17 protein-coding genes, 1 tRNA gene and 1 pseudogene are annotated in these 24,162 nt (G+C 69.9%); 8 read left to right on the top strand and 11 right to left on the bottom strand.

Annotation, left to right across the window (positions count from 1 at the left end; all coding sequences use genetic code 11):
* Window positions 1-258 precede the first annotated feature (258 nt).
* Window positions 259-666: an SHOCT domain-containing protein gene (locus tag AB0C82_RS11435; protein WP_362839120.1), complete on the top strand. Its 408-nt coding sequence runs from the start codon at window positions 259-261 to the stop codon at window positions 664-666.
* A gap of 191 nt (window positions 667-857) precedes the next feature.
* On the opposite strand, the gene AB0C82_RS11430 is transcribed toward AB0C82_RS11435, so the two are convergent.
* From AB0C82_RS11430 to AB0C82_RS11420, 3 genes are all read right to left on the bottom strand, one after another.
* The gene (locus AB0C82_RS11430) at window positions 858-1,712 is read right to left on the bottom strand and encodes a carbohydrate ABC transporter permease (RefSeq protein ID WP_362839117.1); all 855 of its coding nucleotides are present in this window, start codon (window positions 1,710-1,712) and stop codon (window positions 858-860) included.
* Window positions 1,709-2,701 carry a sugar ABC transporter permease gene (locus AB0C82_RS11425; protein WP_362839114.1) on the bottom strand — a complete coding sequence of 331 codons (993 nt, stop codon included), beginning with the start codon at window positions 2,699-2,701 and terminating at the stop codon, window positions 1,709-1,711. The genes AB0C82_RS11430 and AB0C82_RS11425 overlap by 4 nt, the downstream gene beginning before the upstream one ends.
* 83 nt (window positions 2,702-2,784) lie before the next feature.
* Window positions 2,785-4,104 carry an ABC transporter substrate-binding protein gene (locus tag AB0C82_RS11420; RefSeq protein WP_362839111.1) on the bottom strand — a complete coding sequence of 440 codons (1,320 nt, stop codon included), beginning with the start codon at window positions 4,102-4,104 and terminating at the stop codon, window positions 2,785-2,787.
* Between the two features lie 279 nt (window positions 4,105-4,383).
* Here AB0C82_RS11420 and AB0C82_RS11415 point away from each other — a divergent pair, with 279 nt between their 5' ends.
* The gene (locus AB0C82_RS11415) at window positions 4,384-6,789 is read left to right on the top strand and encodes a glycoside hydrolase family 2 protein (RefSeq protein WP_362839108.1); all 2,406 of its coding nucleotides are present in this window, start codon (window positions 4,384-4,386) and stop codon (window positions 6,787-6,789) included.
* Window positions 6,786-7,817 carry a LacI family DNA-binding transcriptional regulator gene (locus AB0C82_RS11410; RefSeq protein ID WP_362839106.1) on the top strand — a complete coding sequence of 344 codons (1,032 nt, stop codon included), beginning with the start codon at window positions 6,786-6,788 and terminating at the stop codon, window positions 7,815-7,817. The genes AB0C82_RS11415 and AB0C82_RS11410 overlap by 4 nt, the downstream gene beginning before the upstream one ends.
* A gap of 56 nt (window positions 7,818-7,873) precedes the next feature.
* Here the strand turns inward: AB0C82_RS11410 and AB0C82_RS11405 are convergent, their stop codons facing one another.
* Both AB0C82_RS11405 and AB0C82_RS11400 read right to left on the bottom strand, forming a co-directional pair.
* Window positions 7,874-9,496 (bottom strand): cellulase family glycosylhydrolase, encoded by a 1,623-nt coding sequence (locus AB0C82_RS11405; RefSeq protein WP_362839103.1) that lies wholly within the window; start codon window positions 9,494-9,496, stop codon window positions 7,874-7,876.
* 418 nt (window positions 9,497-9,914) lie between these two features.
* Entirely contained in the window at window positions 9,915-10,892 is a 978-nt protein-coding gene (locus AB0C82_RS11400) for an ROK family protein (protein ID WP_362839848.1), read from the bottom strand.
* Window positions 10,893-11,114: 222 nt separating this feature from the next.
* On the opposite strand from AB0C82_RS11400, the pseudogene AB0C82_RS11395 reads away from it, so the two are divergent.
* Window positions 11,115-12,509 (top strand): annotated as a pseudogene (locus AB0C82_RS11395) (GH1 family beta-glucosidase).
* Between the two features lie 201 nt (window positions 12,510-12,710).
* On the opposite strand, the gene AB0C82_RS11390 reads toward AB0C82_RS11395, so the two are convergent.
* Together AB0C82_RS11390 and AB0C82_RS11385 are read right to left on the bottom strand one after the other, a co-directional pair.
* A tRNA-Pro gene (locus tag AB0C82_RS11390) sits at window positions 12,711-12,784 on the bottom strand.
* 50 nt (window positions 12,785-12,834) lie between these two features.
* Window positions 12,835-15,486 carry an AAA family ATPase gene (locus AB0C82_RS11385; RefSeq protein WP_362839100.1) on the bottom strand — a complete coding sequence of 884 codons (2,652 nt, stop codon included), beginning with the start codon at window positions 15,484-15,486 and terminating at the stop codon, window positions 12,835-12,837.
* A gap of 111 nt (window positions 15,487-15,597) precedes the next feature.
* Between AB0C82_RS11385 and AB0C82_RS11380 the strand changes: the two genes are divergently transcribed.
* The 3 genes from AB0C82_RS11380 to AB0C82_RS11370 all read left to right on the top strand — a co-directional run bounded on the left by AB0C82_RS11380 (window position 15,598) and on the right by AB0C82_RS11370 (window position 18,071).
* Window positions 15,598-16,083, top strand: coding sequence for a DUF309 domain-containing protein (locus tag AB0C82_RS11380; protein WP_362839098.1), 486 nt, complete (start codon window positions 15,598-15,600; stop codon window positions 16,081-16,083).
* 53 nt (window positions 16,084-16,136) lie between these two features.
* Window positions 16,137-16,529, top strand: a complete 393-nt coding sequence (locus tag AB0C82_RS11375) for a hypothetical protein (protein WP_362839095.1) — start codon at window positions 16,137-16,139, stop codon at window positions 16,527-16,529.
* A 213-nt stretch (window positions 16,530-16,742) separates the two neighbouring features.
* Window positions 16,743-18,071, top strand: a complete 1,329-nt coding sequence (locus tag AB0C82_RS11370; RefSeq protein WP_362839093.1) for a hypothetical protein — start codon at window positions 16,743-16,745, stop codon at window positions 18,069-18,071.
* A gap of 315 nt (window positions 18,072-18,386) precedes the next feature.
* On the opposite strand, the gene AB0C82_RS11365 is transcribed toward AB0C82_RS11370, so the two are convergent.
* Window positions 18,387-19,118 carry an NAD(P)H-binding protein gene (locus AB0C82_RS11365; RefSeq protein ID WP_362839091.1) on the bottom strand — a complete coding sequence of 244 codons (732 nt, stop codon included), beginning with the start codon at window positions 19,116-19,118 and terminating at the stop codon, window positions 18,387-18,389.
* 228 nt (window positions 19,119-19,346) lie between these two features.
* Here AB0C82_RS11365 and AB0C82_RS11360 point away from each other — a divergent pair, with 228 nt between their 5' ends.
* A complete protein-coding gene (locus tag AB0C82_RS11360; protein ID WP_362839845.1) occupies window positions 19,347-19,949 on the top strand; it encodes a TetR/AcrR family transcriptional regulator in 603 nt (200 codons plus the stop codon).
* Here AB0C82_RS11360 and AB0C82_RS11355 read toward each other — a convergent pair.
* From AB0C82_RS11355 to AB0C82_RS11345, 3 genes are read right to left on the bottom strand one after another with little or no spacing between them, the layout of a single operon-like run.
* The gene (locus tag AB0C82_RS11355; protein WP_362839088.1) at window positions 19,936-21,201 is read right to left on the bottom strand and encodes an FAD-dependent oxidoreductase; all 1,266 of its coding nucleotides are present in this window, start codon (window positions 21,199-21,201) and stop codon (window positions 19,936-19,938) included. The two genes, AB0C82_RS11360 and AB0C82_RS11355, sit on opposite strands and share 14 nt — an antisense overlap.
* Entirely contained in the window at window positions 21,198-22,613 is a 1,416-nt protein-coding gene (locus tag AB0C82_RS11350; protein WP_362839843.1) for an NAD(P)/FAD-dependent oxidoreductase, read from the bottom strand. Before AB0C82_RS11350 ends, AB0C82_RS11355 begins: the two co-directional genes overlap by 4 nt.
* Window positions 22,614-22,642: 29 nt before the next feature.
* Entirely contained in the window at window positions 22,643-24,076 is a 1,434-nt protein-coding gene (locus tag AB0C82_RS11345; protein ID WP_362839085.1) for an FGGY family carbohydrate kinase, read from the bottom strand.
* Window positions 24,077-24,162 lie beyond the last annotated feature (86 nt).

Below are 24,162 nucleotides of genomic sequence, written 5' to 3'. Positions count from 1 at the left end.
GGCGCGTACTCCCCCGGACCGGGTCGTCCGGAGCGGCCGTCCGCGCATCACCGCCCGGCCGTGCGGAGAATCCGGCCGTCCGTCCTGAAGGGGCGTTCCCTCGGCGCTTCACAGAGGTGACCGAAGTGACCCGTCCCTCGTCGATCCCGTCAACGCCGATCAAGCCCACCGTCGCGGTCCGCCGAGCATCGCCCCGGAATGCGGGACGGCGAGCACGGATGTATGAATAGGTGACAAATCGGGCGAACGGAGCACCTCGTGGACGACTATCCGCTGCTGAACGTCTTCCTGACCATGCTGTACCTGTTCCTCTGGGTCATGTGGTTCTTCCTGCTGTTCAAGGTCGTCACGGACATCTTCCGGGACCACTCACTGAGCGGCTGGGCCAAGGCCGGCTGGCTCGTGGTCGTCATCCTGCTGCCCTATCTCGGCGTCCTCATCTACCTCATCGCCAGGGGCCGCAGCATGGGCGAGCGCGATGTGAAACAGATCAGGGACCAGGAAGCCGCCTTCAAGCAGTACGTGCGGCAGGCCGCCGCCGAAGAGGGCGCGGGCGGAGGCGGCACCAGCCATGTGACGGAACTGGCGAAGCTCGCCCAGCTCAAGGACAAGGGCGATCTGACTCCGGAGGAGTACGAGAAGGCGAAGGCGAAGCTGCTCGTCTGATCCGCTTCCCGCATCAGGAGAGGCCGCACCGGAAGTCTTCCGGTGCGGCCTCTCCGTGCGTACGGCCTCCGTCGGCGCGCGGCCCTCCCCGTACAGCCGGAACTCCTGCCGGCGAGCCGGAGTCGGGGCCGCGGCGCGAGCCGTTCCCAGCCCTGTCACCACCGGCCCCCGACCGCCACAAGGGCGTCCGGCTACTTCGTCGAGCCCTGCGCGAATCCGTTGTAGATCCAGCGCTGGAGGCAGAGGAAGACGATCAGCGTGGGGACGATCACCAGGATGGCGCCCGCCGAGATGTTCTCCCAGTGCGCCCCGAAAGGCCCCTTGAAGCGGAAGAGTGCCGTCGACATGGTGCCGAGGTCTTCCGAGGGCATGTAGAGGAAGGGGATGTAGAAGTCGTTGTAGACGGTGATGCCCTTGATGATCACGACCGTGGCGATCGCGGGCTTCAGCAGCGGAAAGATGATCTTCCGGTAGATGGTGAAGGCATTGGCACCGTCCAGCCGGGCGGCTTCGTCCAGGGAGGTCGGGATGCCCCGGATGAACTGCAGGAAGACGTAGATCGAGACGATGTCCGTGCCCATGTACAGCAGGATCGGGGCCCAGCGCGTGTCGAAGAGCCCGAAGCTGTTGATGACCTGGAAGGTCGCGACCTGCGTGGTGACGCCCGGCACGAGCGTGGCGACGAGGAACAGCGCCACGACGAGCTTCTTGGCCCGGAAGTCGAACCGGTCGATCGCGTAGGCGGTCATGGAGCCGATGACGATGGTGCCACCGATGGAGAAGAACAGGATGAAGGCCGTGTTCCCGAAGGCGGTGACCATCTTGCCGTCGTTGAACGCGGTGACGTAGTTGCTGAAGTTCAGCCAGTCTCCGGGCAGCGAGAGCGCGCTCCCGCCGGAGACCTCGTCGGACGTCTTGAGCGACGTCAGGAAGACGACGACGAGCGGGAGGAGCACGAGCAGGCAGGCCGAGATGAGCGAGAGGTAGGTCAGGGTCGGCCCGATCCACCGGCGTCGGCTGCGGCGGGCGTGCACGGCCGTGGTCATACGAGGTCCACCTTGTCGTCGGGCACGAGACGGCGCTGGATCCAGGTGATCAGGAGAATGATCAGGAGCAGCACGACCGCGGCTGCCGAGGCCAGACCGGTCTTGTTGAACTGGAAGGCGAGCTTCACCGTCTGGATGACGAAGGTCGACGTACCGGTCGCACCGCCCGTCATGATGTACGGGATCTCGAACACGGCCAGGGAGCCGGAGATCGCCAGGATCACGCCGAGTGTGACCACGGGCTTGATGCCCGGGGCGATGATGTGACTGAACTGCTGCCACTTGCCGGCGCCGTCCAGATCGGCGGCTTCGTACAGCTCAGCCGGTATGGACTGGATCGCGCCCAGGAACAGCACGAAGTTCAGGCCGGTGAAACGCCACACGGAGACTCCGGCGAGCGAGGTGTTCGCCGAGGCGGGGTCGCCGAGCCAGGCATGGCCGGTGTCCGCGCCGAACCAGGACAGTACGGAGTCGAGGGTGCCGCCGTCCTGGAAGAAGTAGAGGAAGACGAAGCCGATGGCGACACCGTTGACCAGGTAGGGGAAGAAGAGGAGCCCCTTGAAGAGGTTGCGGAATCGCAGGTTGAAGCTCAGCACCGTCGCGAAGTACAGCGCCACGACAATCTGCACGGCGGATGCGGCGAGGTAGTAGCCGCTCACGAGGAAGACCTTGAAGAGTTCCGGCCGGGTGAAGACCTGGCGGTAGTTCTCGAGCCCGGTGAAGTCGCGGTCCGGGCTGATGCCGTCCCAGTCGGTGAAGCTGAAGAAGACCATGTTCGCCACGGGGACGTACGTGAACGTGATCAGCAGGGCCAGGGGCACCAGCAGGAACATCCAGGGCGTCGCGCGCCGGAGCGGGCTGCTGCGCCAGGAACGGCCCGGGGGGCCGCCGCGCGCGCCTCGTCTCCCGGGCCCGCGAGGCGACTTGTGCGTCATGGGGACCGCTCCTGCGGAGGACGGCGCGGGCGCGGTGTCGATCGATTCGGTCATGTCGGCCTTTCTGTCCGCTGATGCGGTACGACGCGAACCCCGACCGGTGTGGTGCGGTGGCCGGGGCCCGCGTCCGCGTTCCGTCAGGAGCCGGCGGCCTTCGCCGCCTCGTCCCACTTCTTGTTCAGGTCGGAGAAGAAGTCCTCGAGGCTGCCCTTCTGGGCGCCGCGCGCGGTGTCGATCAGCTTCTGGCGGTAGTCGGGCTTGGCCAGTCCGATCTCGGCCGCGTTGTCGATGACGTTGACCTTCTCCGTCCCCGCCTCGGAGCGCTCCACGAGGGTGACATCGTTGTCAGCGTAATCCTTGAGGGTGCTCGGGAGAGCTACCGAGCTCTGCGTGGGGACCGCGCCCTCCTTCTGCGAGTAGCCGGACTTCGTGGTGAACCAGTCGATCCACGCCCGGGAGGCGGTCTTGTGCTCGGAGTGGATACTGACGGCCTGCTGGTAGTCCGACACGAGGGTGGCGCAGAACGCTCCGTCCTTCTGCACGGGGAAGGGCATGAATCCGATGTCGTCGGGGTCCGCACCCGCCGACTCGGCCGCGGCACGCATCTGTGTGATGGCCCAGGAGCCGAGCTGCATCGTCGCCACCTCACCCTTGGCGATGAGCCCCTTCGAGCTCTCCCAGTTCGTGGTCGTCGGGTCCTTCTCGGCCAGCCCGCCGTGGACGATGTCGTACAGGAGCGTGTCGATGACGTTGAGCTCGCTGCCCTCCTTCCAGGGGGAGACGGCGCCGGCGAGCAGGTCGTTGGCCTTGGCGTCGCAGGTGACGGATCCGATGCTGTTGCTCCACGCCGTGAGCGGCCAGCCGTCCTTGAAGTTGGTGTAGTAGGGGACCGCGCCCGTCCTGTCCTTGATCGCCTTCAAACCGGCCAGGAACTCCTCCGGCGTGGTCGGCCACTCGGTGACACCCGCCTCCTCCCAGACGGCCTTGTTGTAGACGAAGCCGTTGGCCGTCCCGAACTGGGCGATGCCGTAGACCTTGCCGCCGACGTCGGTCTTGTCGCTGAAGCGGTACGTGTCCGCGAGTTCGGACGTGGAACCCAGCGGGGCGAAGAACTTCGGGTAGTCGCCCTTGGAGACCGCTCCGGGGATCATCAGGACATCGCCGTACTGCTTGGTGTTCATGCGGATCCTGACCTCCCCCTCGTAGTCGGTGAGCCCCTCGAAGGTGACCTTCACATCGGGGTAGACCTTGTTGAACTCAGCGGCGTACGCCTTCATCGCGCCGCTCTGCACGAGGTCGGTGCGGCCCGTCAGCACCTTGATCTCACCCGACACGCCGGCCGGGTCGGTGGGAGCTGCCGCCGTCTCGGTGGAGGGTGCGCCTCCACCGCTGCACCCCGCGACCGCCAGCATCGCGACGGCCAGTAGCGCGCCCGTGAGCGACTTCGTCTTCCCCATGTGCCCAGCTCCTTCAAAGTTGCGGCTCAGGTGGTGCAGGTGGGATGACGGCACTATGCCAGTCAGTGATGAACCGGTAAAGCTTCGATTTCCAGCATGATGCCTAATCGTTACCGGAGTTACGGAATCGACCCCTTGAGGCGCCAAATTCGGCACACTGAGTGACCACTCGGCGCCTGGATCGAGCTTTACCGGTTTATGGACAGCGGGTTGGGTCCGGGTTAGGTTGTGCGGCGTCGTACATCCACCTGGCCTGAGTCAGGCGATTGGAGCCGCACCATGAAGGACGTCACCCAGCTGACCGATGACTGGAGCCTGCGCCACGAAGGGGCTCTGCTCCCCGCGCAGGTCCCGGGCTGCGTACACACCGATCTGCTGGCCGCTCGGCTCATCCCCGATCCGTTCATCGGCCGCAACGAGACGGAGGTCGCCTGGGTCGGCGCCCGGGCGTGGACGTACGTCACCCGGCTGTCCCACGCCGGCGCCCATGAGCGGAGCGACCTGGTCTTCGACGGCCTGGACACCGCCGCGGAGATCACGCTCGCCGGTGAAGTCCTCGGCACGACACGCAACATGCACCGCGGTTACCGCTTCGACGTCACCGGGCGCACCGGACTGCTGGAGGTCGCCTTCACCTCCGCCTACGACGAGGCGGCAAGGGTCAGGAAGCTGACCGGGGACCGGCCCAACGTGTATCCCGAGCCGTTCCAGTACATCCGCAAGATGGCGGCCAACTTCGGCTGGGACTGGGGTCCCACTGTCGTGACCGCGGGCATGTGGCGTCCCGTACGGGTGGAGCACTGGTCGACCGCGAGGATCGCGCAGGTGCGCCCGCTCGTCACGGTGGCCCAGGACGGCACGGGGCAGGTGGAGATACACCTCCGGATCGAGCGCACGGAGCGCGGCGCAGGACGCCCGCTCCTCGCACGGGCCCGCGTGGCCGGCGCGCGGACCGAGGCCGTGCTGGACGGCGAGGAGACGGTCCTGCGGCTGGAGGTACCCGACGCGCGGCTCTGGTGGCCCCGCGGATACGGCGAGCAGCCCCTCTACGATCTCGACGTCACCCTGCTCGACGGATCGGGCGGCGGCCTCGACACCTGGCACCGCCGGATCGGGTTCCGCACGGTCGAGCTGGACCGCTCCCCCGACGAGCACGGCACGGGATGCACCTTCGTCGTCAACGGCGTACGTGTCTTCGCCCGGGGGGTCAACTGGATCCCGGACGACGTCCTGCCGAGCCGCGTCACTCCGGAGCGGTACCGGACGCGCCTGACCCAGGCCGCCGAGGCCAACATCGACCTCGTACGGATCTGGGGCGGCGGGATCTACGAGGACGACGCCTTCTACGACGTCTGCGACGAGCTGGGCCTGATGGTCTGGCAGGACTTCCTCTTCGCCTGCGCCGCGTACCCGGAGGAGCAGCCGCTGCGCGGCGAGGTCGAGGCGGAGGCCCGGGACAACGTTGTCCGGCTGATGCCGCACGCGAGCCTCGTGCTCTGGAACGGCAACAACGAGAACCTGTGGGGCTTCAGGGACTGGGAATGGGAGCCGGCCCTCGCCGGTGACTCCTGGGGTGAGGGGTACTTTCTCGGGCTGCTCCCCCGCATCGTCGCCGAACTCGATCCCACCCGTCCCTACACCGCGGGGAGCCCCTGGTCCGGTTCGTGGGACCACCACCCGAACGACCCGCGGCACGGCACCCACCACTCGTGGGAGGTCTGGAACCGGCAGGACTACGCCGAGTACCGGTCGAGCGTGCCCCGGTTCGTGGCCGAGTTCGGCTGGCAGGCACCGCCCGCGATGGCGACCCTCCGCAGGGCGCTGCCCGGTGAGGACCTCGCCCCCGACTCCCCCGGAATGCTGCATCACCAGAAGGCCGAGGACGGCAACGGGAAGCTCAACCGTGGGGTGGCGCGCCACTTCGTCCTCCCCGAGGGGGACTTCGACCGGTGGCACTATCTCACCCAGGTCGTTCAGGCGCGCGCGGTCGCCGCGGGCATCGAGCACTGGCGGGCGCAGTGGCCGGTCTGCGCGGGGACGGTGGTCTGGCAGCTCAACGACTGCTGGCCGGTCAGCTCCTGGGCGGCGATCGACGGTGACGGGCGGCTGAAGCCCCTCTACCACGAGCTGCGCCGGGTGTACGCGGACCGCTTGCTGACCCTCCAGCCCGAAGCCGGAGGACTCGTCGTCGCCGTCGTCAACCAGTCCGCGACCCCCTGGCGGACGTCCGTCGCCCTCCGGCGCTGGGAAGCGGACGGCACGGTGGTGCGCGAGTCGGTGCTCGATGTCGTGGCGGAGCCGCGTTCCGTGGTGCGTCTGCCGGTCCCGGCGGACCTTCTGCCGGCCGAGCACTCCTCCAAGGAGTTCCTCGTCGCCGACGCGGACGGCCTGCGCGCGGTCCACTTCCCCGTCCCGGACAAGGAGTTCGCCTACCCGGCAGCCCGGTTCGACGTCCGGCTGGAACCGGTGGCGGGCCGGAGCGATAGGGTCGACGTCGTGGTGACTGCCCATACCTTGGTGAGAGACCTCCTCCTACAGGCTGACCGCCTCGGCCCGGAGGCGAGCACGGACTGCGGACTGCGGACGCTGCTGCCCGGCGAGGAGACACGTATCGGCATCAGCGGTCACGCCTCGACGGACGCCGACGCCGTCCGGGCCGCGCTGTTCAGTGCGGATACGGCATGAAGCCCCCCTCCGGACGCATCACGATCAACGACGTCGCCTCCCGGGCGGGTGTGTCCAAGGGCGCGGTCTCCATGGCGTTCAACAACAGGCCGGGTGTCTCGCAGACCACCAAGGAGCGCATCTTCGAGGCCGCGCGCGACCTCGGCTGGGCGCCCCACCAGACGGCGCGCAGCCTCTCCAACCAGCGCATCGACATCGTCGGGCTCGCGATCTGCCGTCCCGCCCGCCTGCTGGGCCTGGAACCGTTCTACATGGAGTTCATCTCCGGCATCGAGAGCGTCCTCGCCGACCGCTCGTGCTCGCTCCTGCTGCGTCTGGTGCGTGACCTCGACGAGGAGATCGCCCTGTACGAGAACTGGTGGCGCAGCAAGATGATCGGCGGCGCCATCCTCGTGGACTTCCACCAGGACGATCCGCGTGTGCCGGCGCTGCAGGCCATCGGTCTGCCCGCTGTCGCGGTGGGGCACCCCTCCCTGACGGGACCGTTCCCCTCCGTCTGGACGGACGACGCCACGGCGGTGGCCGAGGCCGTCCGCTATCTGGCCGCCCTGGGCCACCGCCGCATCGCGCGGGTCGGCGGGCCGACGGGTCTCGGGCACAGTGGCATCCGGGCGACCGCGTTCGAGTCGACGACGCGTGAGCTCGGCCTGGAGCAGCACCGCCAGGTGGCCACGGGCTTCGCCGGCGAGGACGGTGCCCGGGCGACCCGCGGTCTGCTGCTGTCCCCGGACCGGCCGACGGCGATTCTGTACGACAACGACATCATGGCCGTCGCGGGTGCCGGTGTGGCCGCCGAGATGGGTCTCGTCGTGCCCGACGACCTGTCGCTGCTCGCGTGGGACGACTCGCAGCTGTGCCGGCTGACGCACCCGACGCTGTCGGCGATGAGTCACGACGTGCACCACTTCGGCGAGGAGGTCGCGCGCACCCTGTTCGGTGTGATCGCCGGTACGCACAGCGGTTCGCTCCAGGCGCCCACGCCTTCCCTCACGCCCCGCGGCTCCACCGGTCCGCCGCCGCGCGGATAGCACGTGCGGCTCAGGGCCGTGTCTCGGTCGTCGAGGCACGGCCCTGAGCTGTTTCATCAACTGGTGGCGCAGAGCGTGCTGTTGAGGCTGAACGCCGACGGGATGCCGTTGGTGCCGGTGGAGGAGCCGCTCATTCCGAAGCTCACCGTGCCACCGGCGGGGATGGTCTCGGTCCACGACTCGTGCGTCGCGCGCAGCTGCTTGCCGTCCTGGACGACCTTCGCGTTCCAGGAGGAGGTCAGCGTCTGGCTGCCCGGGAAGGCGAAGTCGAGCCGCCAGCCCTTGATCGCCTCGGTTCCGGTGTTGCGGATGGTGACGTCGGCGTTGAACACGCTGCCCCAGTCGCTGAGGCGGTAGGTGACCGCGCACTTCCCCGTGGCGGGCCCTGCCTGGGTGGTGACGCGCACGGTGGCGGAGCGCGGGGAGCGGTTGCCGGCCGCGTCACGCGCGTACACGGCGAAGGTGTGCGCCGTGGCGGGGGTCAGACCGCTGAGACCGGCGCTCGTGGTGGTCGTGGTGGTGACGCGGGACTCCTGGGTGCCGTCGACGCGTACGACGTCGTAGGCGGTGACCCCGGTGTTGTCCGTGGCCGCGGGCCAGCTGAGGCGGACGCTGCCGGATGTCACGTCCGCAGCGGACGGGGTACCGGGCGCGGTGGGTGCCACGGTGTCCCCGGTGGCCGCTCCGAAGACGCTTGCCTCCTCGGCGGTCTGCTTGATGCCGTTGGAACCGTCGAAGATGCGCCGGCCCCAGGGCGACAGCCGGCTCGCGTCGAAGCCGGTCGCCATGTCGAGGTATTCGACGCCGCCGCCGTTTCCGCTCCACGACCATCCGAGGTAACCGAGACCGAGCTGCTCGCTGGTGGCGAGGATGGCGTCCTCGTCCGGGTTTCCGTCGGAGTGCGCGTCACCGAACTCGCCCACGACGATGGGCAGACCGCGTGACACGAACCGGTGCAGGTAATCGCTGACCTCGGGTGCCGTGTCGAATACGCCGTACATGTGAATGGAGAAGACGGTGTTTCGCCTCGGGTCCGCGGCGAAGACACTCGGCGCGTTGTCACGCATGGTGAAGGACCAGTCCTGGCCCCAGTTCGGGGCGTCCGCCATGAGCGTGTGCTCGAATCCGGCGGTACGCATACGCCCGATCGCATTCGACGTGTCGGCGGTCCAGGAGGCGTATCCGGAGTTTCCGTGCGGCTCGTTCCCGAGGTTCAGGATGACGTACTTCTCCTGCCCCTTCACCGCGTCCTGGACGTCCACCCAGTAGTCGACCGCCCGGTCCAGGGAAACCGCTCCGTCCTGCTCCCCGTAGCCCGTGGTGTCATGGGGTTCGAGGACGCAGACCAGTCGGTTCGCCCGGCACTGCGCGACGACCGCCTTGACGTCGTCCGTGCCGTTCTTCGTCCAGCGGTCGCCCGTACTCAGCACCACGCGGACGGAGTTGGCCCCCAGTGCCTTCACGTCGGCGAGTGCCTGCTGGGTACGCCCGGGGTACCAGGTGTGGGCGTGGTTGACGCCCCTGAGGACGAAGTCGTTGCCGTTCGCGTCCAGCAGCCTGCCGGCTGCGACGTGGAACCCACTCGCCGCGTCCGCGGCCTGAGCGGCGGGCGGAGCGGCGAACATCGAGGCGGCGACGGCCAGCAGCGCTCCCGCCGCGGTGGCCAGTTTCTTTCTCATTCCTGCTCCCAACTCGGTGCGCGCACAGCCGGGCCCTATGGCACGGGTGTGCGGCATTTCCTGTACGGAGGGATGTGCTCCCCGGCGCCTACGGAGTCGGTGTTCTCCACATGAGGCACGAGCCGGGTCGAATCCCGCTGTCCGGCCATGGAATGCGACTCACGCCGAACAGCGGGAAGAGCGCCCGCCTTGCCGACAGCTGCGCATATGCGCGCTCAACTAATCTGAAAGCAGAGCTAGTTGACTGTTCGGCCTGGCGGCTGAGAGAGAGGTTATGGGCTCTTCCCTACCCGCACAACACTTCGAACCGAACCGGTTAAGTTCAGAAACCGTTTAGCTGTACGGAAGTACCGGCGCGGCCCGCGACCGAAGGATCCCGAGACGGAGTGGCGGTCAACTTCCCTGCCCGCCACGGGAGTTACCAGCGCAGAGCGTGCGCCCGGGTCATACCGGCGGTCCGGGACAGCCCCGCTGCCGCCGCCGCGGCGGCGGCAGCGCCGATCAGCCCGGCGTCCAGGGCGAGTCCTGCCGGAACGATCGGCACGTTGCGTGTGAAGTCGAGGACCGCGTACTCCTCCATACGGCGGCGGAGCGGCCCGAAAAGGGTCTCGCCGGCCTGGGAGACGCCTCCGCCGATCACCACCAGATCGAGTTCCACGAGGGCGATGGTCGCCGCGATGGCGGCTGCCAGCGCCTGCCCCGCCCGCTCGTAGGCGTCCAGAGCACGCTCGTCCCCGCCACGCGCCGACACGTCGACCGCCGCCGCGGTCGGCGGGTGCCCCGCCGGAGGAACCCAGCCGGCCGCCAGCGCGTGGGCGGCGATGGCGGTGCCGCTGGCGAAGCCCTCCACACAGCCCCGCGCGCCGCACGGACACAGGGGCCCGTTCATGTCGACGCAGATGTGACCGATGTGACCGGCGTTCCCCGAAATCCCGGCGTGGAGACTGCCGTTGAGGATCAGTCCGCCACCCACCCCGGTGGAGACCACCATGCAGAGCGCGTTGTCGACACCCCTGGCGGCGCCCGTCCAGTGTTCGGCGGCGGCCATCGCCACCGCGTCGCCCACCAGCAGCGGCTTCATACCCAGCGGCATACGCGGGTGGGCGCGCACCTCGTCCACCAGTGGATAGCCGCGCCAGCCGGGGATGTTGACCGGACTCACGGTCCCCGCGGCCGTGTCGACCGGCCCCGCACTCGCGATGCCCATACAGGCGAGGTCCGGCCATTCGGGGAACTGCGACAGATCGTCGAGCACGGCGGCCACCGCACCCATCAGCACGTCGCCCGGCTCCCGCGCCGGGGTGGCCCGCCGCGCGCGCGCCAACAGGCGCCCTTCAGCGTCGACGAGCGCCCCGGAGATCTTCGTCCCGCCGATGTCGAGTGCCCCGTACACCATCACGTTCAGCCCTTCCGTCAGCACGAGTCCGTGGTCAGCAGACACTCTGCACAGGGCTGACAACGTTGTCCAGTAAACGAGTTCAGTTAAGTCATCGTTTAGTCAAACATGATCTCGCTTCGCCTGTATCCCCTGTACAGATCAACTGAAGCGCTCCATCATCTGGCGTGTTCCGACCCCGGATGAGCCACTGTCGAAGGAACTAGCGAAGGACAAAAGAGTGTGACCCAGTTCCCTGTGCTTCCACCCGGTTTCGTCCTCGGTGCCGCCACAGCTGCCTACCAGATCGAGGGGGCCGCGCGGGAGGACGGCCGCGGGCCGTCGATCTGGGACACGTTCTCCCGGCGCCCCGGAGCCGTGCGGGGTGGCGACACCGGCGATGTGGCCTGCGACCACTACCACCGCCACCGCGAGGACGTCGCCCTGCTGAAGGAACTGGGAGTGACCTCGTACCGGTTCTCCGTCGCCTAGCCCCGCGTGCAGCCCACCGGGACGGGACCTGCCCACGCCAAAGGTCTCGACTTCTACGCGCGCCTGGTGGACGACCTCCTGGAAGCGGGTATCGAGCCGGCTGCCACGCTCTACCACTGGGATCTCCCCCAGGCCCTGGAGGATGACGGCGGATGGCGCTCCCGGGACACCGCAGAGCGCTTCGCCGCGTACGCGCACGCCGTCGCCGGGAGACTCTCCGACCGCGTTCCCCGGTGGATCACCCTCAACGAGCCCTGGTGCAGCGCCTTCCTCGGATATGCGAACGGTCACCACGCTCCCGGTGCCACCGAGGGGACACCGGCCCTCGCCGCGGCCCACCACCTGCTCGTCGGACACGGTCTCGCGATGGGCGCGCTGCGCGCCGCCGGTGTCCGCGAAGCCGGCGTCACCCTCAACCTGGACCAGGTCTCGCCCGCTTCGGCACGGCCCGAGGACCGGGCGGCGGCAATCCGTGCCGAGACCCAGCGCAACCTGATCTGGACCGAACCGCTGCTGCGCGGCCGCTATCCCGGCGAAGAAACGGACACCTGGGGCGAACTGATCGAACGGCAGACCTTCCGCAGGCCGGGCGACCTGGAACTCATCGCGGCTCCCCTGGACTTCCTCGGCGTCAACTACTACACGCCCTCGGTCGTCCGCTCCGCTCCGTACCGTCAGGCCGACCCGGATCTCCGCGACGCCATGGACAACCGTTTCGAAGCGGTACCCGTCCCGGACGTCCGCCACACGGCGATGGGCTGGCCCGTCGCCCCCGACACCCTGCGCCTGCTCCTGGTGTCGCTGCGCGAACGCTACGGAGACCGTCTCCCGCCGATCCACATCACCGAGAACGGCTCCGCCGAACACGACACCCTCGCCGTGGACGGAACGGTGCACGACGACGAGCGCGTCGCCTACCTCCAGGGCCACCTGAACGCGGTCGCGGAGGCGGTCGCGCAGGGCGTCGACGTGAGGGGCTACTACGTGTGGTCCCTCCTCGACAACTTCGAGTGGGCCCACGGATACAGCAAGCGCTTCGGGATCGTCCACGTCGACTACGAGACCCAGCAGCGCACCCCCAAGACGAGCTACCGCTGGTACAAGGACCTCATCACGTCACAGCCGCCGCTGCCTGGACCGCACTGAAACGGCGATGCCCGACCGGGCCCCGGGGGGCTTCCGGTGCTCCCCGGCCCATCCGGACGCCCAGGCCGGTCAGCATCGGATCCGGTCGCCGCCACCCGCTGACACCGGTCAGGGCCCGCTCGCCCCCGGCCGGTCCCGGGAACAGCGGAGGGCCGGTTTCGGATTTCTCCGAAACCGGCCCTGACCTGCGACTGTCTCCAGTCGGGACGACAGGATTTGAACCTGCGACCCCTTGACCCCCAGTCAAGTGCGCTACCAAGCTGCGCCACGTCCCGATGCGTTTCCTCCCGGTTGCCCCGGGTGGCCGCGCATGGGAAACATTACCTCACTCCGAGGACCGCAACGACGCCCGAGCCTGCTGGGCGCGGGTCGCGAGACCTTCGGCTCCGCAGTTCGTGGCCATCTTCTGGGCTCGGGCCAGCTCCCGCGGCGAGCGGATCGCGAGGCCGTAGTCGAACCGGGCCATGGCGTGCTCGTACGCCGAGGTCGTCGGGTTCGCCTCCAGGTGACGGACGGCTTCGGACAGCAGGTGCTCCGCCTCCTCCGCCGGTGCGAAGAGGGCGACGCAGCGAAGGGCCTCGCCGATCGCCGTGTCCGTCCCGAACCGCTCGGCATGGACGCGGGCGGTGGCGGCGAGCTGGGCGCCTCGCACCGGGTCCACGTCCACCAGGGCGCGGGCCAGGTCACAGGCCCAGGGCGCCCAGACGACGTTGTAACGGGCGCGTGCCTCCATCGCGGCGCCCGCGGCTTCGAGTTCGGCGATGGCCTCCTTGGTACGGCCTTCGGCGAGCAGAAGCCTGCCCCGGACGCACGGGCCGTCGGGCAGCACCATGGCGCTCGGGTAGGGCGCGGCGAAGTCGTACCGGTCGGCGACCAGCCGGGCCTCTGATATCCGGCCCCGGGCGAGCAGCGTGTCGATCAGCAGGCAGGCCGCGTCCCAGTGGACGGGCAGCCCGCTGCCGACACGGTCGGCGAGGCGCAGCCCCTCGCGCAGGAAGCCCTCGGCCTCCGCGAGGCGTCCGCGGCGGCGGTGGACGAGTCCGAGGAGCGTGTGGGCGAAGGCGAGGTGCGCCCCGCTCCAGCCGGAGATCTCGAAAGCCCGCACGGCCTCGCCGAACAGTTCTTCCGCCCGGTCGAGCTCGTCCGTGAACGCGTACGTGATGCCGACCAGGGTGGGGAGCTCGAAGCCCCACTCCGTGTCGGTCCAGCCGAGCCCACGGGCCGGGCGCCCGTCCACGAGGGCCCGTTCGCAGAGGTCGACGACGAGCTGGGCGTTCTCGCCCCGGACCATGGCGTCGAAGGCGCGCAGGATCAGCAGGGCCCGCTCGGCGTTGTCCCGGCCGGTGAGATGGTCGGCGTTGCGCGAGAGCCTGCGCGAGCGGGCGGGCCCGTCGTCCTCGACGGCCTGCATCCCCTCCCACAGGAAGTGCCCGGCCTGCAGTCGCATCAGACCCGGGCCCGGGGCGGTCCGGGACGCCTCGGCGGCGAGTGAGATCGCCGCCTCCTTCAGCTGGTTGTTGTGGGCGAGCGCCGCCGCGAGCCGGAACGTGGCGTCGATCCGCAGGTCGTCGCCGAGCCCCGGCATGTCGAGGGCCGCGCGCAGGTGCTGCACCGTGGTGGGCGGCGAACTGAGCAGCGTGGCGCAGCCCAGTTCGTACAGCAGGGCGGCCTTGTCCTGTGGCCGTGGCGGCTCCTCCAGGGCCCGTTCGAGGCAGCGCCTGGCAGCCTCGGGGGCGCCTACCGCGAGGTGCTGACCGGCGGCTTCGCGGAGCTGGGCGACCAGTTCCTGATCGTCGTCCGGGTGCACTTCGAGCAGGTGGCGGGAGGCCGCGGCGGCGCCGAGACCGGCCCGGGTGATGGCCCAGGCCGCTCTGCCGTGGAAGGCGGTGCGCGTGGCCGGCGGGATCGAGCGGTACACGGCGGTCGCGATCAGCGGATGGACGAACTCCAGCGGATCGAAGCCGCTGACGATACGGGCGTCGCGCAGCCGTGCGGTGCAGTCGGCGGCCTCGGCCGAGCTCATGCCGGCGAGGGTTGCGGCCACCTCCTGGGAGATGTCGGTGCCGAGGACGGCGGCGGCCCAGGCGAACCGGTTGGCGTTGGTGCCCAGCCGTTCCAGCCGGGCGACGAGACCGCTGCCGCGCGCCGAGGCGCCCAGCTCGCGGAGCATTCCCGCGGACTCCTCGACCGGGGGCAGCTCGCGGTCCTGCACCTTGGCGACGAGCTCGACGGCCTCGTACGGGTTGCCTCCGGTGACGGCCCAGACCTCGCGGCAGAAGGGGTCGTCGGCGTGCTCACCGAGTCCCGCGCGGACGAGTTCGGCCGTGGCGTCCGGGGTGAGCGCGCGCAGGGCGACCCTGACGAGGGCGTTGTGCCCGGAGGGCTCGGTCTGCGCGGCGGTCAGGGCCGCGTTGCGTTCCGCCAGTTCCTGCGGGCGGTGGGCCTGGACCACGAGGACCGGCAGTTCACCCAGGCGAGCGGTGAACGAGGCCAGCCAGGCGAGGGATTCGCCGTCCGCCCAGTGCGCGTCGTCCACCATGAGCAGTAACGGCCGGTGGCTGAGCCGCGAGGCCAGCCGGCCGACGACGAAGTCGAGTCCGTCGCGGACACCCTGCGGGTCGGGCTGCGGGCCGGTCGGCTCGGCGAGGCCGAGGGCGGGCGCGGTGGTCTCGTACCAGTCGCCGAACAGGGCGCGCGTCTCGTCCTCGGGGAACTGGTCCAGCGCGGGCTGCAGCAGTTGGCGTACGACGTGGAACGGTACGGAGGTGACGGTCTCTCCGCCGCGTGCGGACCAGATGGTGCAACGGCCGGTGGCCATGGTCCGGACTTCGGCGAGCAGTGCTGTCTTGCCGATACCGGCTTCACCGCTGAACACCAGCAGTCCGCCGGATGCCTGGGCGCCGCACAGGGCGTCCACGGCTTGTGCGGCGGCGGCGAGTTCCGGTTCGCGCTCGTACAACGGCCGGGACGGCTTCATGCCTACCCTTCCCCAAAGTCCGGCAATGACGACTGCCGAGACTAGTCGCGCCGAGGGCCTCGCGGACAGGGTTCCGAGGAGTTCCTCGCAGGTGCGAGGCACAATTGGACCGTGGACGAGACTCGCAGGGACCGTGATTCGGAAGGCCGGGCACGCAGTGCGCGCCCCAGGGACGGGCTCGGGCGCCCCCTGCCCTACGGTGCCGCGGGGGTGGAGCGACAGCCCGAGGGCGTGGTGCGCACCCCGGCGGAAACGGTGCGGGAGGCTCAGCGGCTGCTGGACGCGGGAATGCCGTTCCATGCCCACGAGGTGTTCGAGGACGCGTGGAAATCGGGCCCGGACGCGGAACGTGAGCTGTGGCGGGGCCTGGCTCAGATCGCGGTGGGGCTGACGCACTCCGCCCGTGGCAACGCGTCCGGCGGAGCACGGCTGCTGCGCCGTGGAGCGGCCGCGATCTCCGCCTACCGGGAGGCGCCTCCGCACGGCCTCGCCGTGGACGGCCTGCTCACGTGGGCCGACGAGCTGGCGGGCCGGGTCGAGGCGCGGAGCCCCGAGGCCGTGGACGCGGCGGCGGAGGCGCCCCGGCTGCTGCCGTAGACCACCGCGGTGCCGTCCCCGGGCGAACCGGTGAACGATTACGATCCGTCGTCATGAGCACTTCTGACGGGGACCAGCACCGAAATCAGGACCGGGACACGGAGACGGACACCGACACGGGCACGGACACGGTTACCGACGCCGACGCCGACGCCGACGCACTGATACCCGAACAGGACGGCGGGGACGGCAGACTGACACCGCGCCAGGCCCGCCACCTCCGTATCGCGCTGTCATCGGTGGGCATGGCGGCGATGGCCGTGGTCCTTGCCCTGCGCATCGCGAGCCGCTCCTCGGTGCTGGTCGTAGGCGTGTACGGCCTGGCGCTCATCCTCTGCGGAATAGTGATCGAACTGAGCAGGAACGGCCGCACCCGCCTGGCCACCTGGCTCCTGGGCACGGGCCTCGCGGCGGCGGTGGGCGCGGACTGGCTCCTGATCCCCTGACCGCCGCGATCGTGCGCGCGTCTGCGCCCGGGGCGTGCCGCAAGCTGGTCCCCGTCCGTCGAGGGTTGCACCCTCATCCCGGCCACCCTCCGTGGCGCAAACTCACGAGCCCGATGTCAGAGCCATGGGATAGAAATGCCGTGCAGCTGCACCATCCACCGCAGAAATGTGGGGAGAGCGCAGCACGGTTTTCGACTTGTCCCTGGGGGATTGATGTTCAGAAGGCGAGCGGCTTGGGCCGCCATCGGCGCCGCCGCACTCCTGGTGAGCGGCACACCGGCAGCGAACGCCGTGGACGGGGTGGCTCCTGATGTCCGGTGGGCGAACAGCGTCTCGGACGACCTTGGCACCCTGGCCGTCGGGGTCAGCTCCGACAGCGATGTCACGGAGATCAGGGCACACATCATCTCCGGCGCCACGCAGCAGGAGGTGGCCGTCGTGGAGAATGACGCGTTCGTTCTGGTCTCCGGCACGCCGGACAACGGCGTGTGGCACACGAAGCAGCCGTTGCGCCTTGCCGACCTGGGCAGTTACACCGTTGCTGTCGAAGCGACGGACAGCGGCGGAGACCGTACGGACGACAGCTCTGCCGGCACTCTCGCCTACTACGTCGCGTCGGTGTTCGAGAACGTGCGCGCCGACCGCTCGGAAGTCGACATCGACCACCGTCAGGTGCGTGTTGACGGCACCCTGAAAGGGCGATGGCCGGATACCCGCGAGCTGAAACCCCTGCCGGATCACCCGGTGGATCTCGATGTGAACTACTGGACAGAGAACACCGTCCGCACAGACGCGGACGGAAACTTCTCCGGCACGGTCACCGTCGACGATGCTGTTCCGCTCCAGGCCGTGTTCAGGCACTCCGGCCAGCACCCGTACGTTCTGTACGGCGAGTCCGCGTCGACTCAGATCGGTGTCCGGCAGGTAGCCACGCGCTGGACCCTCCAGTCCCCGGCGGAGGCTCGGACGATCGACTTCGGACAACAGGTCACGCTCACCGCGACACTGGAACGCGAGACCGCTCAGGGGTGGGCGCCGTTCGAAGGCCAGAGCGGTGGAGTGCTCTTCGAGCCCTCCGGCAGCGGTCAGTTCGCCAGCGTCGGCTACTTCACGACGGGCGAGGACGGCAAGGTCAGCTTCGACCACGCCCCGTGGGAAACGGGAAGCTTCCGCGTGACATCGCACAGTGACGACCCGTTCCTCGCCTCCGCCTCCGCGAACGGCGCCCAGATCACCGTTCTGCGGGCGTCGGTCTTCAGTTCGCTCTCTGCCACGCGTACACAGGGCACCGGCGTGCACGTCGAGGGTGCGATGGACTTCCCCGACGGCTGGACACCCGCCACCATCCCGGTGCACATCCAGTACTCGAGTGATGGCAGGACGTGGGCGAACCTGCTCACGACAGAGGCCAGCTGGTCCGGAAGTGGCTACGCATTCGCAGCCGACTTCCGCCATGCGGGACGCGGTTACTTCCGGGCGCATTTCGAGGCGACCGACTCGTTCCGCGCAGCGTTTTCGGAGGCTGTGAAGGCGAGTCGCTGACAGCTTCGGCTGACTCCACCGACGCTGACAGCGAGGACATAAGGCAACCTTGCAGGCTTCGACAGCAACTGAACGCCGGAGTGCCGGCCGAACCCCCTGACGCGGACACCGCACCTGCCGGGGCGTAGCACCAGGGCCGGCTCGGAGGCTTGACCTTCGAGCCGGCCCTTCGCGTACACCTCTGCCCCCGCTCACGTGCCGGGTCTCGGCGAATACTGCTGTGCCGAGAGGCGTGTTGCAGATCAGAGGGCTGCGGCCAGGTCTTGTGGCCGTCACAGCCTCGCTCGGCGAGGGCCACCCGGCGCGGGTGTCAGGTCATCGTGTCGTGGTGTGCGTGCGTGCCGAGGCCGTTCGGCAGCTGACGATCGCCGGGGCCTCGCGGACGAGTTCCTCGTCGGTGAGGGCCTCCACCATGAACAGGGCGAAGTCGATCCGGCGCGTGACGTTGTCCGCGAGGAGCGGGTCGCCCACGCGGCGGCTCCAGACCGGCAGTCCTTGGCTCGGGCCCTCTTCGAGGTTGCTGCCCCGTACGACCGTCCAGCGGGTGTCGCTGGCGAACACCCGGCGGCACGCCTCCACTTGGTCGTCGATGTCTCCCACGCGAAGCAGTCGTGCCAGCGGGCCGAAGATCTTGAGGAAGGCGCGGAGCTTCAGGGAGTACACGTCCTTGCCGTCGCGGGTGATGTGCCAGCCGCAGGAGAACACCAGCCGTGCCCCCGCCGGAGCGTGGTCGAGCACGGCCTGGGCCGTTCCGGTCGAGTAGCCGTGGACGCCCCACGGGGCGAGCACCGTGAGGACCGCGTCGCAGCCGGCGACCGCGCGCGCGATGACCTCCCGGTCGTCCGTGGCACCCGCGAGGACCGTGATGCGGCCGTCGTAGTCCGCCAGCTTGCCGACACTCTGCTCCCGGCACACCCCTACGACCTCGTACCCCCGGTCCAGGGCGTGCTGGACCATGTAGCGCCCGAGCTTGCCCGAGGCCCCGACGACGCAGACCTTCAACCGTCTCCGGTCGCCGGAGTTCTCCTGTGCCCGTACTGCGTCCACGCGTGCCCCCTTCGAGCGGCTGCCGGATGCTCCGGCAGTCCGTCACGCCACACCCTTACACCTGTAAGGGAGCGCTGAGAGCTATTATCCTTACGGTTGTAAGGCCGTCAAGTGGCAGCGGCGGCGGGAGTCCCGGAGAGACGTGGGAGATGACAGGTGGCGTCGGCCCCCAGGAGAGATCAGAAGCAGCGTCGCGGGCTGAGCAGGGAACTCGTTCTGGAGGCAGCCGTGCGCGTGGCCGACGAGCGCGGAGTGAGCTCGGTGAGTATGAGGAAGGTGGCCGAGCAGCTCGGGGTGGAGGCGATGTCGCTCTACCACCACGTGGCCAACAAGGACGAGATCCTCGACGGCATCGTCAACGTGGTCTTCGCCGAGATCGAGCTGCCGGATGACGCGCCGGACTGGAAGAGCGCCATGCGGCTGCGCGCCTCCTCCGCCCGTACGGTGCTCTCACGCCACACCTGGGCGCTTGGGCTGCTGGAGTCCCGGCGAAACCCGGGCCCCGCGACGCTGCGGCACCACGACTGGGTGATCGGGCGGCTGCGTGGTGCGGGGTTCTCGATCGGGGAGGCGGCCCATGCGTTCTCCACGCTGGACAGTTACGTCTACGGTTTCGTGCTGCAGGAGTCGAGCCTGCCGTTCGACACGTCCGAGGATCTGGAGGACGTGGCCGAGACCATCATCGAGCAGCTGCCCGCCGACACGTATCCCCACCTCACCGAGATGATCACCGACCATGCCCTCCGCCCTGGCTACGCCTACGCGAACGAGTTCATGCCCGGGCTCGACCTGATTCTCGACGGGCTGGAGAGGTCCCTCACAGCACGGTGAGATGCACCGTCCCTCCCAGCGGGTCGACGCGTTCCAGCCACCCCGCGCCCAGGGGGAAGGGGCGGCCCGGCAGGACGGGCAGCAGGAGGCGCTGCCGGTGCAGTTCGCGGCCGTCCTGACCGACCACGAGGTGCTGACGCGCCAGGCGGCGTCCGGTGCGCAGGAGAAAGCGCCCGTCGAGAGGGAGGGCGCTTGTGTCGTGCGCGGGGACGCGGTTCGGTGCCACCCAGAGGAGTGGGGTCTCGGCCTCGATGCGGACGGGGTGACCGGCCGGCCGGTCGAGGCCCGACAGGTGGCGCAGGACGGGCGCGGCCGCGGCGCGGCCCTCGGCTGCGGCTGTCGCCGCGCTCCCGGCGGCGTGCAGCAGGTTCCCGACGGCGAACACCCCGCTCCGGGACGTGCGGTATCCGGTGTCGTACGCGGGGCCCCGGGTGCCCTGGTCGAGTACGAGCCCTCCGCGCCTGGCCAGTTCGTGTTCCGGCACGAAGTCTCCGGTGAAGACGACGGTGTCGCAGAACAGGGTGGTGGTGCGGCCGTCCGCGTGCCGCAGTTCCACCCCGGACAGCCGGGGCCTGCCGGTGAGGCCGGTGACGGTCGCGCGGGTGAGGAGCGGGAAACCGGCCCGCGCATGCACGACGGCGGGCAACGGGGACGCGGGCTGGTCGGTCACCATGGCGACGACCTCCAGTCCGGCGGTCCGCAGGGTGTCCACGGCGGCGTGAGCGACGGGTTCGTTGCCGACGACGACCGCGCGGGTGCCGATGGTCTGGCCGTGGACGTGGACGGCCCGCTGGAGCTCGCCCGTGGTGTAGACGCCGGACGGGCGGCTGCCGGGGATCAGGCGTGCGGTGCGCGGGCGTTCACGGGCGCCGGTGGCGAGGACGAGTGCGCGGGCGGTGATCCGTTCGAGGCCGGTGGGGGCCGTGGTCTCGACGGTGAGTGGTCCGTCCCAGCCGGTGACGGTGACGGCGGTGCGGACGAGGGCTCCGGCCCCGACGGCCGCCGACACGCAGGCTCGGGCGAACGCGGGGCCGGTCGTCCCGCCTCTCAGCCCGGTCGCCGGACCTCTTCCCGCGTCGCGTCCGCCGAATCCGCCGTGGTGGCAGTGTCGGGGCATTCCGCCGGCATCCTGTTCACGTTCCAGGACCTCCACGTGACCGGCGCCGGAGGCGGCGAGTTCGGCCGCCGCGCCGAGACCGGCGGGGCCACCGCCGATGACGAGCACGTCGACGGACCGTTCGGGCCGAGTCACGGCCGGGCCTCCTCGTACAGCGCGCGGACGGCGGGCCCGCACGTGAAGCCCTGGCAGCGGCCGTTCCCGGCACGGGTGCGGCGGCGCAGGCCGTCCGGGGAGCCGGGCGGGATCGTGGAGTGCAGCGCGTCGCGGATCTCGCCGAGCGTGACCTGTTCGCAGTGGCAGACGAGGGTGCCGTAGGCCGGATCCTCGGCGATCAGGTCCGCGCGCCGGTAGGGGCGGGGGAAGGCTTCGCCCAGGTTGGGCAGCGTGACGGGCGGAAGCTCGCGCGGTGCGCCGAGTTCGAGTCCGGCCTCGGCGAGGAGTCCGGTGATGTGCGCGCCGATCGCCATCGACGCGGTGAGGCCGGTGGACCGGATACCGCCGGCGGTGACGTACCGCAGGGCCGGGTGGGCCTGGATGCGGTAGTCCTCGCTTCCGGTGGCGGCCCGCAGTCCGGCGTAGACGGCGGTGACTTCCTCGTCGAGCAGGGCGGGCAGGATCCGTCGGCCCTTCTCCCTGAGGAAGGCGGTGCCGTCCGCGGTGGAGTCGGTGGCGCTCTTGTCGCCGGTCTCCTCGGAGGTCGGGCCGAGCAGCACGTTCCCGAAGACGGTGGGCGCCACCAGGACTCCCTTGCCCGCCGCGGTGGGAACGGGCAGGAGGATGTGGCGGACCAGTTCGCGGGCGAGCTTGTCGTGGACGATGAGCTCGCCGCGCCGCGGGGTCACGGTGAAGGAGTCGAATCCGAGATGCCGGTCGATCTCGTCGGCGTACAGTCCGGCCGCGTTCACCAGGTACCGGGTGCGCAGGGCGCCTCGGGAGGTGGTGAGGAGATGGGTGCCGCCTTCGTTCACCAACTGCTCTACGCGGCAGTCGAGGTGGAGGTGGACGCCCGCCCGGACGGCCTGCGTGGCGTACGCGAGCGGTGTCGACCAGGGGTCGATGATGCTCTCGTCGGGGATCTCCAGTGCTCCGAGCGCACCGGGGCCGAGGTGCGGTTCGCGTGCCGCCAGTTCCTCGGCACCGAGTGCCCGTGCGGCGTCGTAGCCGTTGCGCTCCGCCTTGGCCAACAGCGTCGGCAACAGGTCGAGTTGCTCCTCGTCCCAGGCGACGAGGAGGGCGCCGACGCGCTCGACGGGAATGCCGGACTCCGCCGCGTAGGCGGTCAGCAGGTGCCGGCCCTCGCGGACCAGGCGGGCTTCCAGCGAGCCGGGGACGGCGTCGAATCCGGTGTGCAGGATGGCGGTGTTGGCCTTGGAGGTGCCGTTGCCGATGTCGTCGGATGCCTCGACGAGCGCGATACGCAGGTGGTGGCGGGCCAGCTCACGGGCGATGGCCGCACCGGCGACTCCGGCCCCGATGACGATGACGTCGTACGGCCCCTCGGCCGCACCGGGCCCGGTCGGCTCACCGGCACGGGTGATCGTCACGTCGTACGCGTCGGCCGTGCTTCCGGCCGTCACGAGTGATCCATCAGGGAGTTCACCGCCGTGCGGAAACGGGCGCGGCGTGCGGCCGCCTCGTCCGCGCCGATCGCGGGTTCGTAGAGCGCCGACGGTTCCCACGCCGGCAGTGCGTCCCTGACCGACAGGCCGGGGTCGAGACCGAGGCGGGCGACGGCACCGGCGCCGAGCGCGGTGGCATCCGGCCGGGCGGACACCTCCACGGGCCGTTGCAGCAGGTCGGCCTGGGTCTGCATGAGCAGGGCCGAGCGGGTGAGGCCGCCGTCGACGCGCAGCACCGACAGAGGGGAACCGAGGTCGGTGGCGGCGGCGTCGGCGAGTTCGGCGACCTGGGCGGCGATGCCCTCGCACAGGGCGCGCACCAGATGTCCGGCGGTGGTCTCCAGGCCGAGGCCGGTCACCGAGCCGCGCAGGTCGCCGCGCCACCAGGGGGCGGCGAGACCCGCGAGCGCCGGTACGAACGTGACGCCACCGGCGTCGGGAACGGACAGGCCGACCGGGTCGAGGTCGCCGGCGCCGGTGATCACTCCGAGATCGGTGAGCCAGCGCACGGCCGAGGCGGCGGTGTACACCTGCCCGTCGAGGCAGTAGCTCGTGCGGCCGGCGAGCCGCCAGGCGACGCAGCTGACCAGGCCGGATGTGCCGCGGCGCGGTGTGGTCCCGGTCTGGGCGAGGAGGAAGGCACCGGTGCCGTACGTGCACTTGGCGGTGCCCGGGTCCAGGGCGTGCTGGGCCAGGAGGGCGGCCTGCTGGTCGACGAGGAGGCCGGTGAGGGGGATGCCGGCACCGAACGCGGTGGTGGTGCCGACGTACCGGTCGGCGTCGACGACGGCCGGGAGCCGTTCACCGGCGAGGCCGAAGATCTCCAGCGCGGAGGGCGACCAGTCGACGCGGTCCAGGTCGAGGAGCTGGGTGCGTCCGGCGGTGGACGCGTCCGTGACGAAGGCTCCGGTCAGCTGGTGGACGAGCCAGGAGTCGCTCGTGGTGACGACTCCTTCGCGGGTCAGCTCACGCCGTATCCAGGCCATCTTGGGAGCGGCGAAATAGGGGTCGAGCGGCAGACCGGTGAGATGACGTAACTCAGGTCCGTGCACGTCGAGTTCGTCGCAGATCGATTGAGCGCGCCGGTCCTGCCAGACGACGGCTCCGGTCAGCGGGCCACCGGTGGCGGGATCCCAGGCGAGAACGGTTTCGCCCTGGTTGGCGAGTCCTACGCCGTAGACCGGCTCGGCGGCCTCGTGCAGGGCCTGACGACCGGCGTCGAGGACCGAGCCCAGCAGCTGCGCGGGATCGACCTCGACCATTCCGCCGGCTCCGTAGCGGGGCCGCACGGGAGCCGAACCGGAACCGATCACGCCACGCTCCGGGCAGATCACCAGAGCCTTGGTGCCGGAGGTCCCCTGGTCGACGGCGAGTACCGGCCCTGTCATCACCACTCCAGTCGTACGCAATCCGCCGCAATCGTGATCACTGGCCGTCCGCACACAGAATTGTGCAGACCACCGCTCACGTCAAC

Origin of the sequence: Streptomyces sp. NPDC048560, from assembly GCF_040650955.1 — a bacterium.
GTDB lineage: Bacteria > Actinomycetota > Actinomycetes > Streptomycetales > Streptomycetaceae > Streptomyces.
The sequence above is the reverse complement of the archived record's forward strand: the minus strand, read 5'-3'. Positions and strand labels throughout refer to the sequence as shown.

Bases quoted from the DNA above. Each gene is read 5' to 3' on its own strand.
- AB0C82_RS11405 (WP_362839103.1), bottom strand. From the start codon at position 9,496: ATGAGAAAGAAACTGGCCACCGCGGCGGGAGCGCTGCTGGCCGTCGCC.
- AB0C82_RS11400 (WP_362839848.1), bottom strand. From the start codon at position 10,892: ATGGTGTACGGGGCACTCGACATCGGCGGGACGAAGATCTCCGGGGCG.
- AB0C82_RS11420 (WP_362839111.1), bottom strand. From the start codon at position 4,104: ATGGGGAAGACGAAGTCGCTCACGGGCGCGCTACTGGCCGTCGCGATG.
- AB0C82_RS11425 (WP_362839114.1), bottom strand. From the start codon at position 2,701: ATGACCGAATCGATCGACACCGCGCCCGCGCCGTCCTCCGCAGGAGCG.
- AB0C82_RS11410 (WP_362839106.1), top strand. From the start codon at position 6,786: ATGAAGCCCCCCTCCGGACGCATCACGATCAACGACGTCGCCTCCCGG.
- AB0C82_RS11370 (WP_362839093.1), top strand. From the start codon at position 16,743: ATGTTCAGAAGGCGAGCGGCTTGGGCCGCCATCGGCGCCGCCGCACTC.
- AB0C82_RS11345 (WP_362839085.1), bottom strand. From the start codon at position 24,076: ATGACAGGGCCGGTACTCGCCGTCGACCAGGGGACCTCCGGCACCAAG.
- AB0C82_RS11415 (WP_362839108.1), top strand. From the start codon at position 4,384: ATGAAGGACGTCACCCAGCTGACCGATGACTGGAGCCTGCGCCACGAA.
- AB0C82_RS11430 (WP_362839117.1), bottom strand. From the start codon at position 1,712: ATGACCACGGCCGTGCACGCCCGCCGCAGCCGACGCCGGTGGATCGGG.
- AB0C82_RS11375 (WP_362839095.1), top strand. From the start codon at position 16,137: ATGAGCACTTCTGACGGGGACCAGCACCGAAATCAGGACCGGGACACG.
- AB0C82_RS11385 (WP_362839100.1), bottom strand. From the start codon at position 15,486: ATGAAGCCGTCCCGGCCGTTGTACGAGCGCGAACCGGAACTCGCCGCC.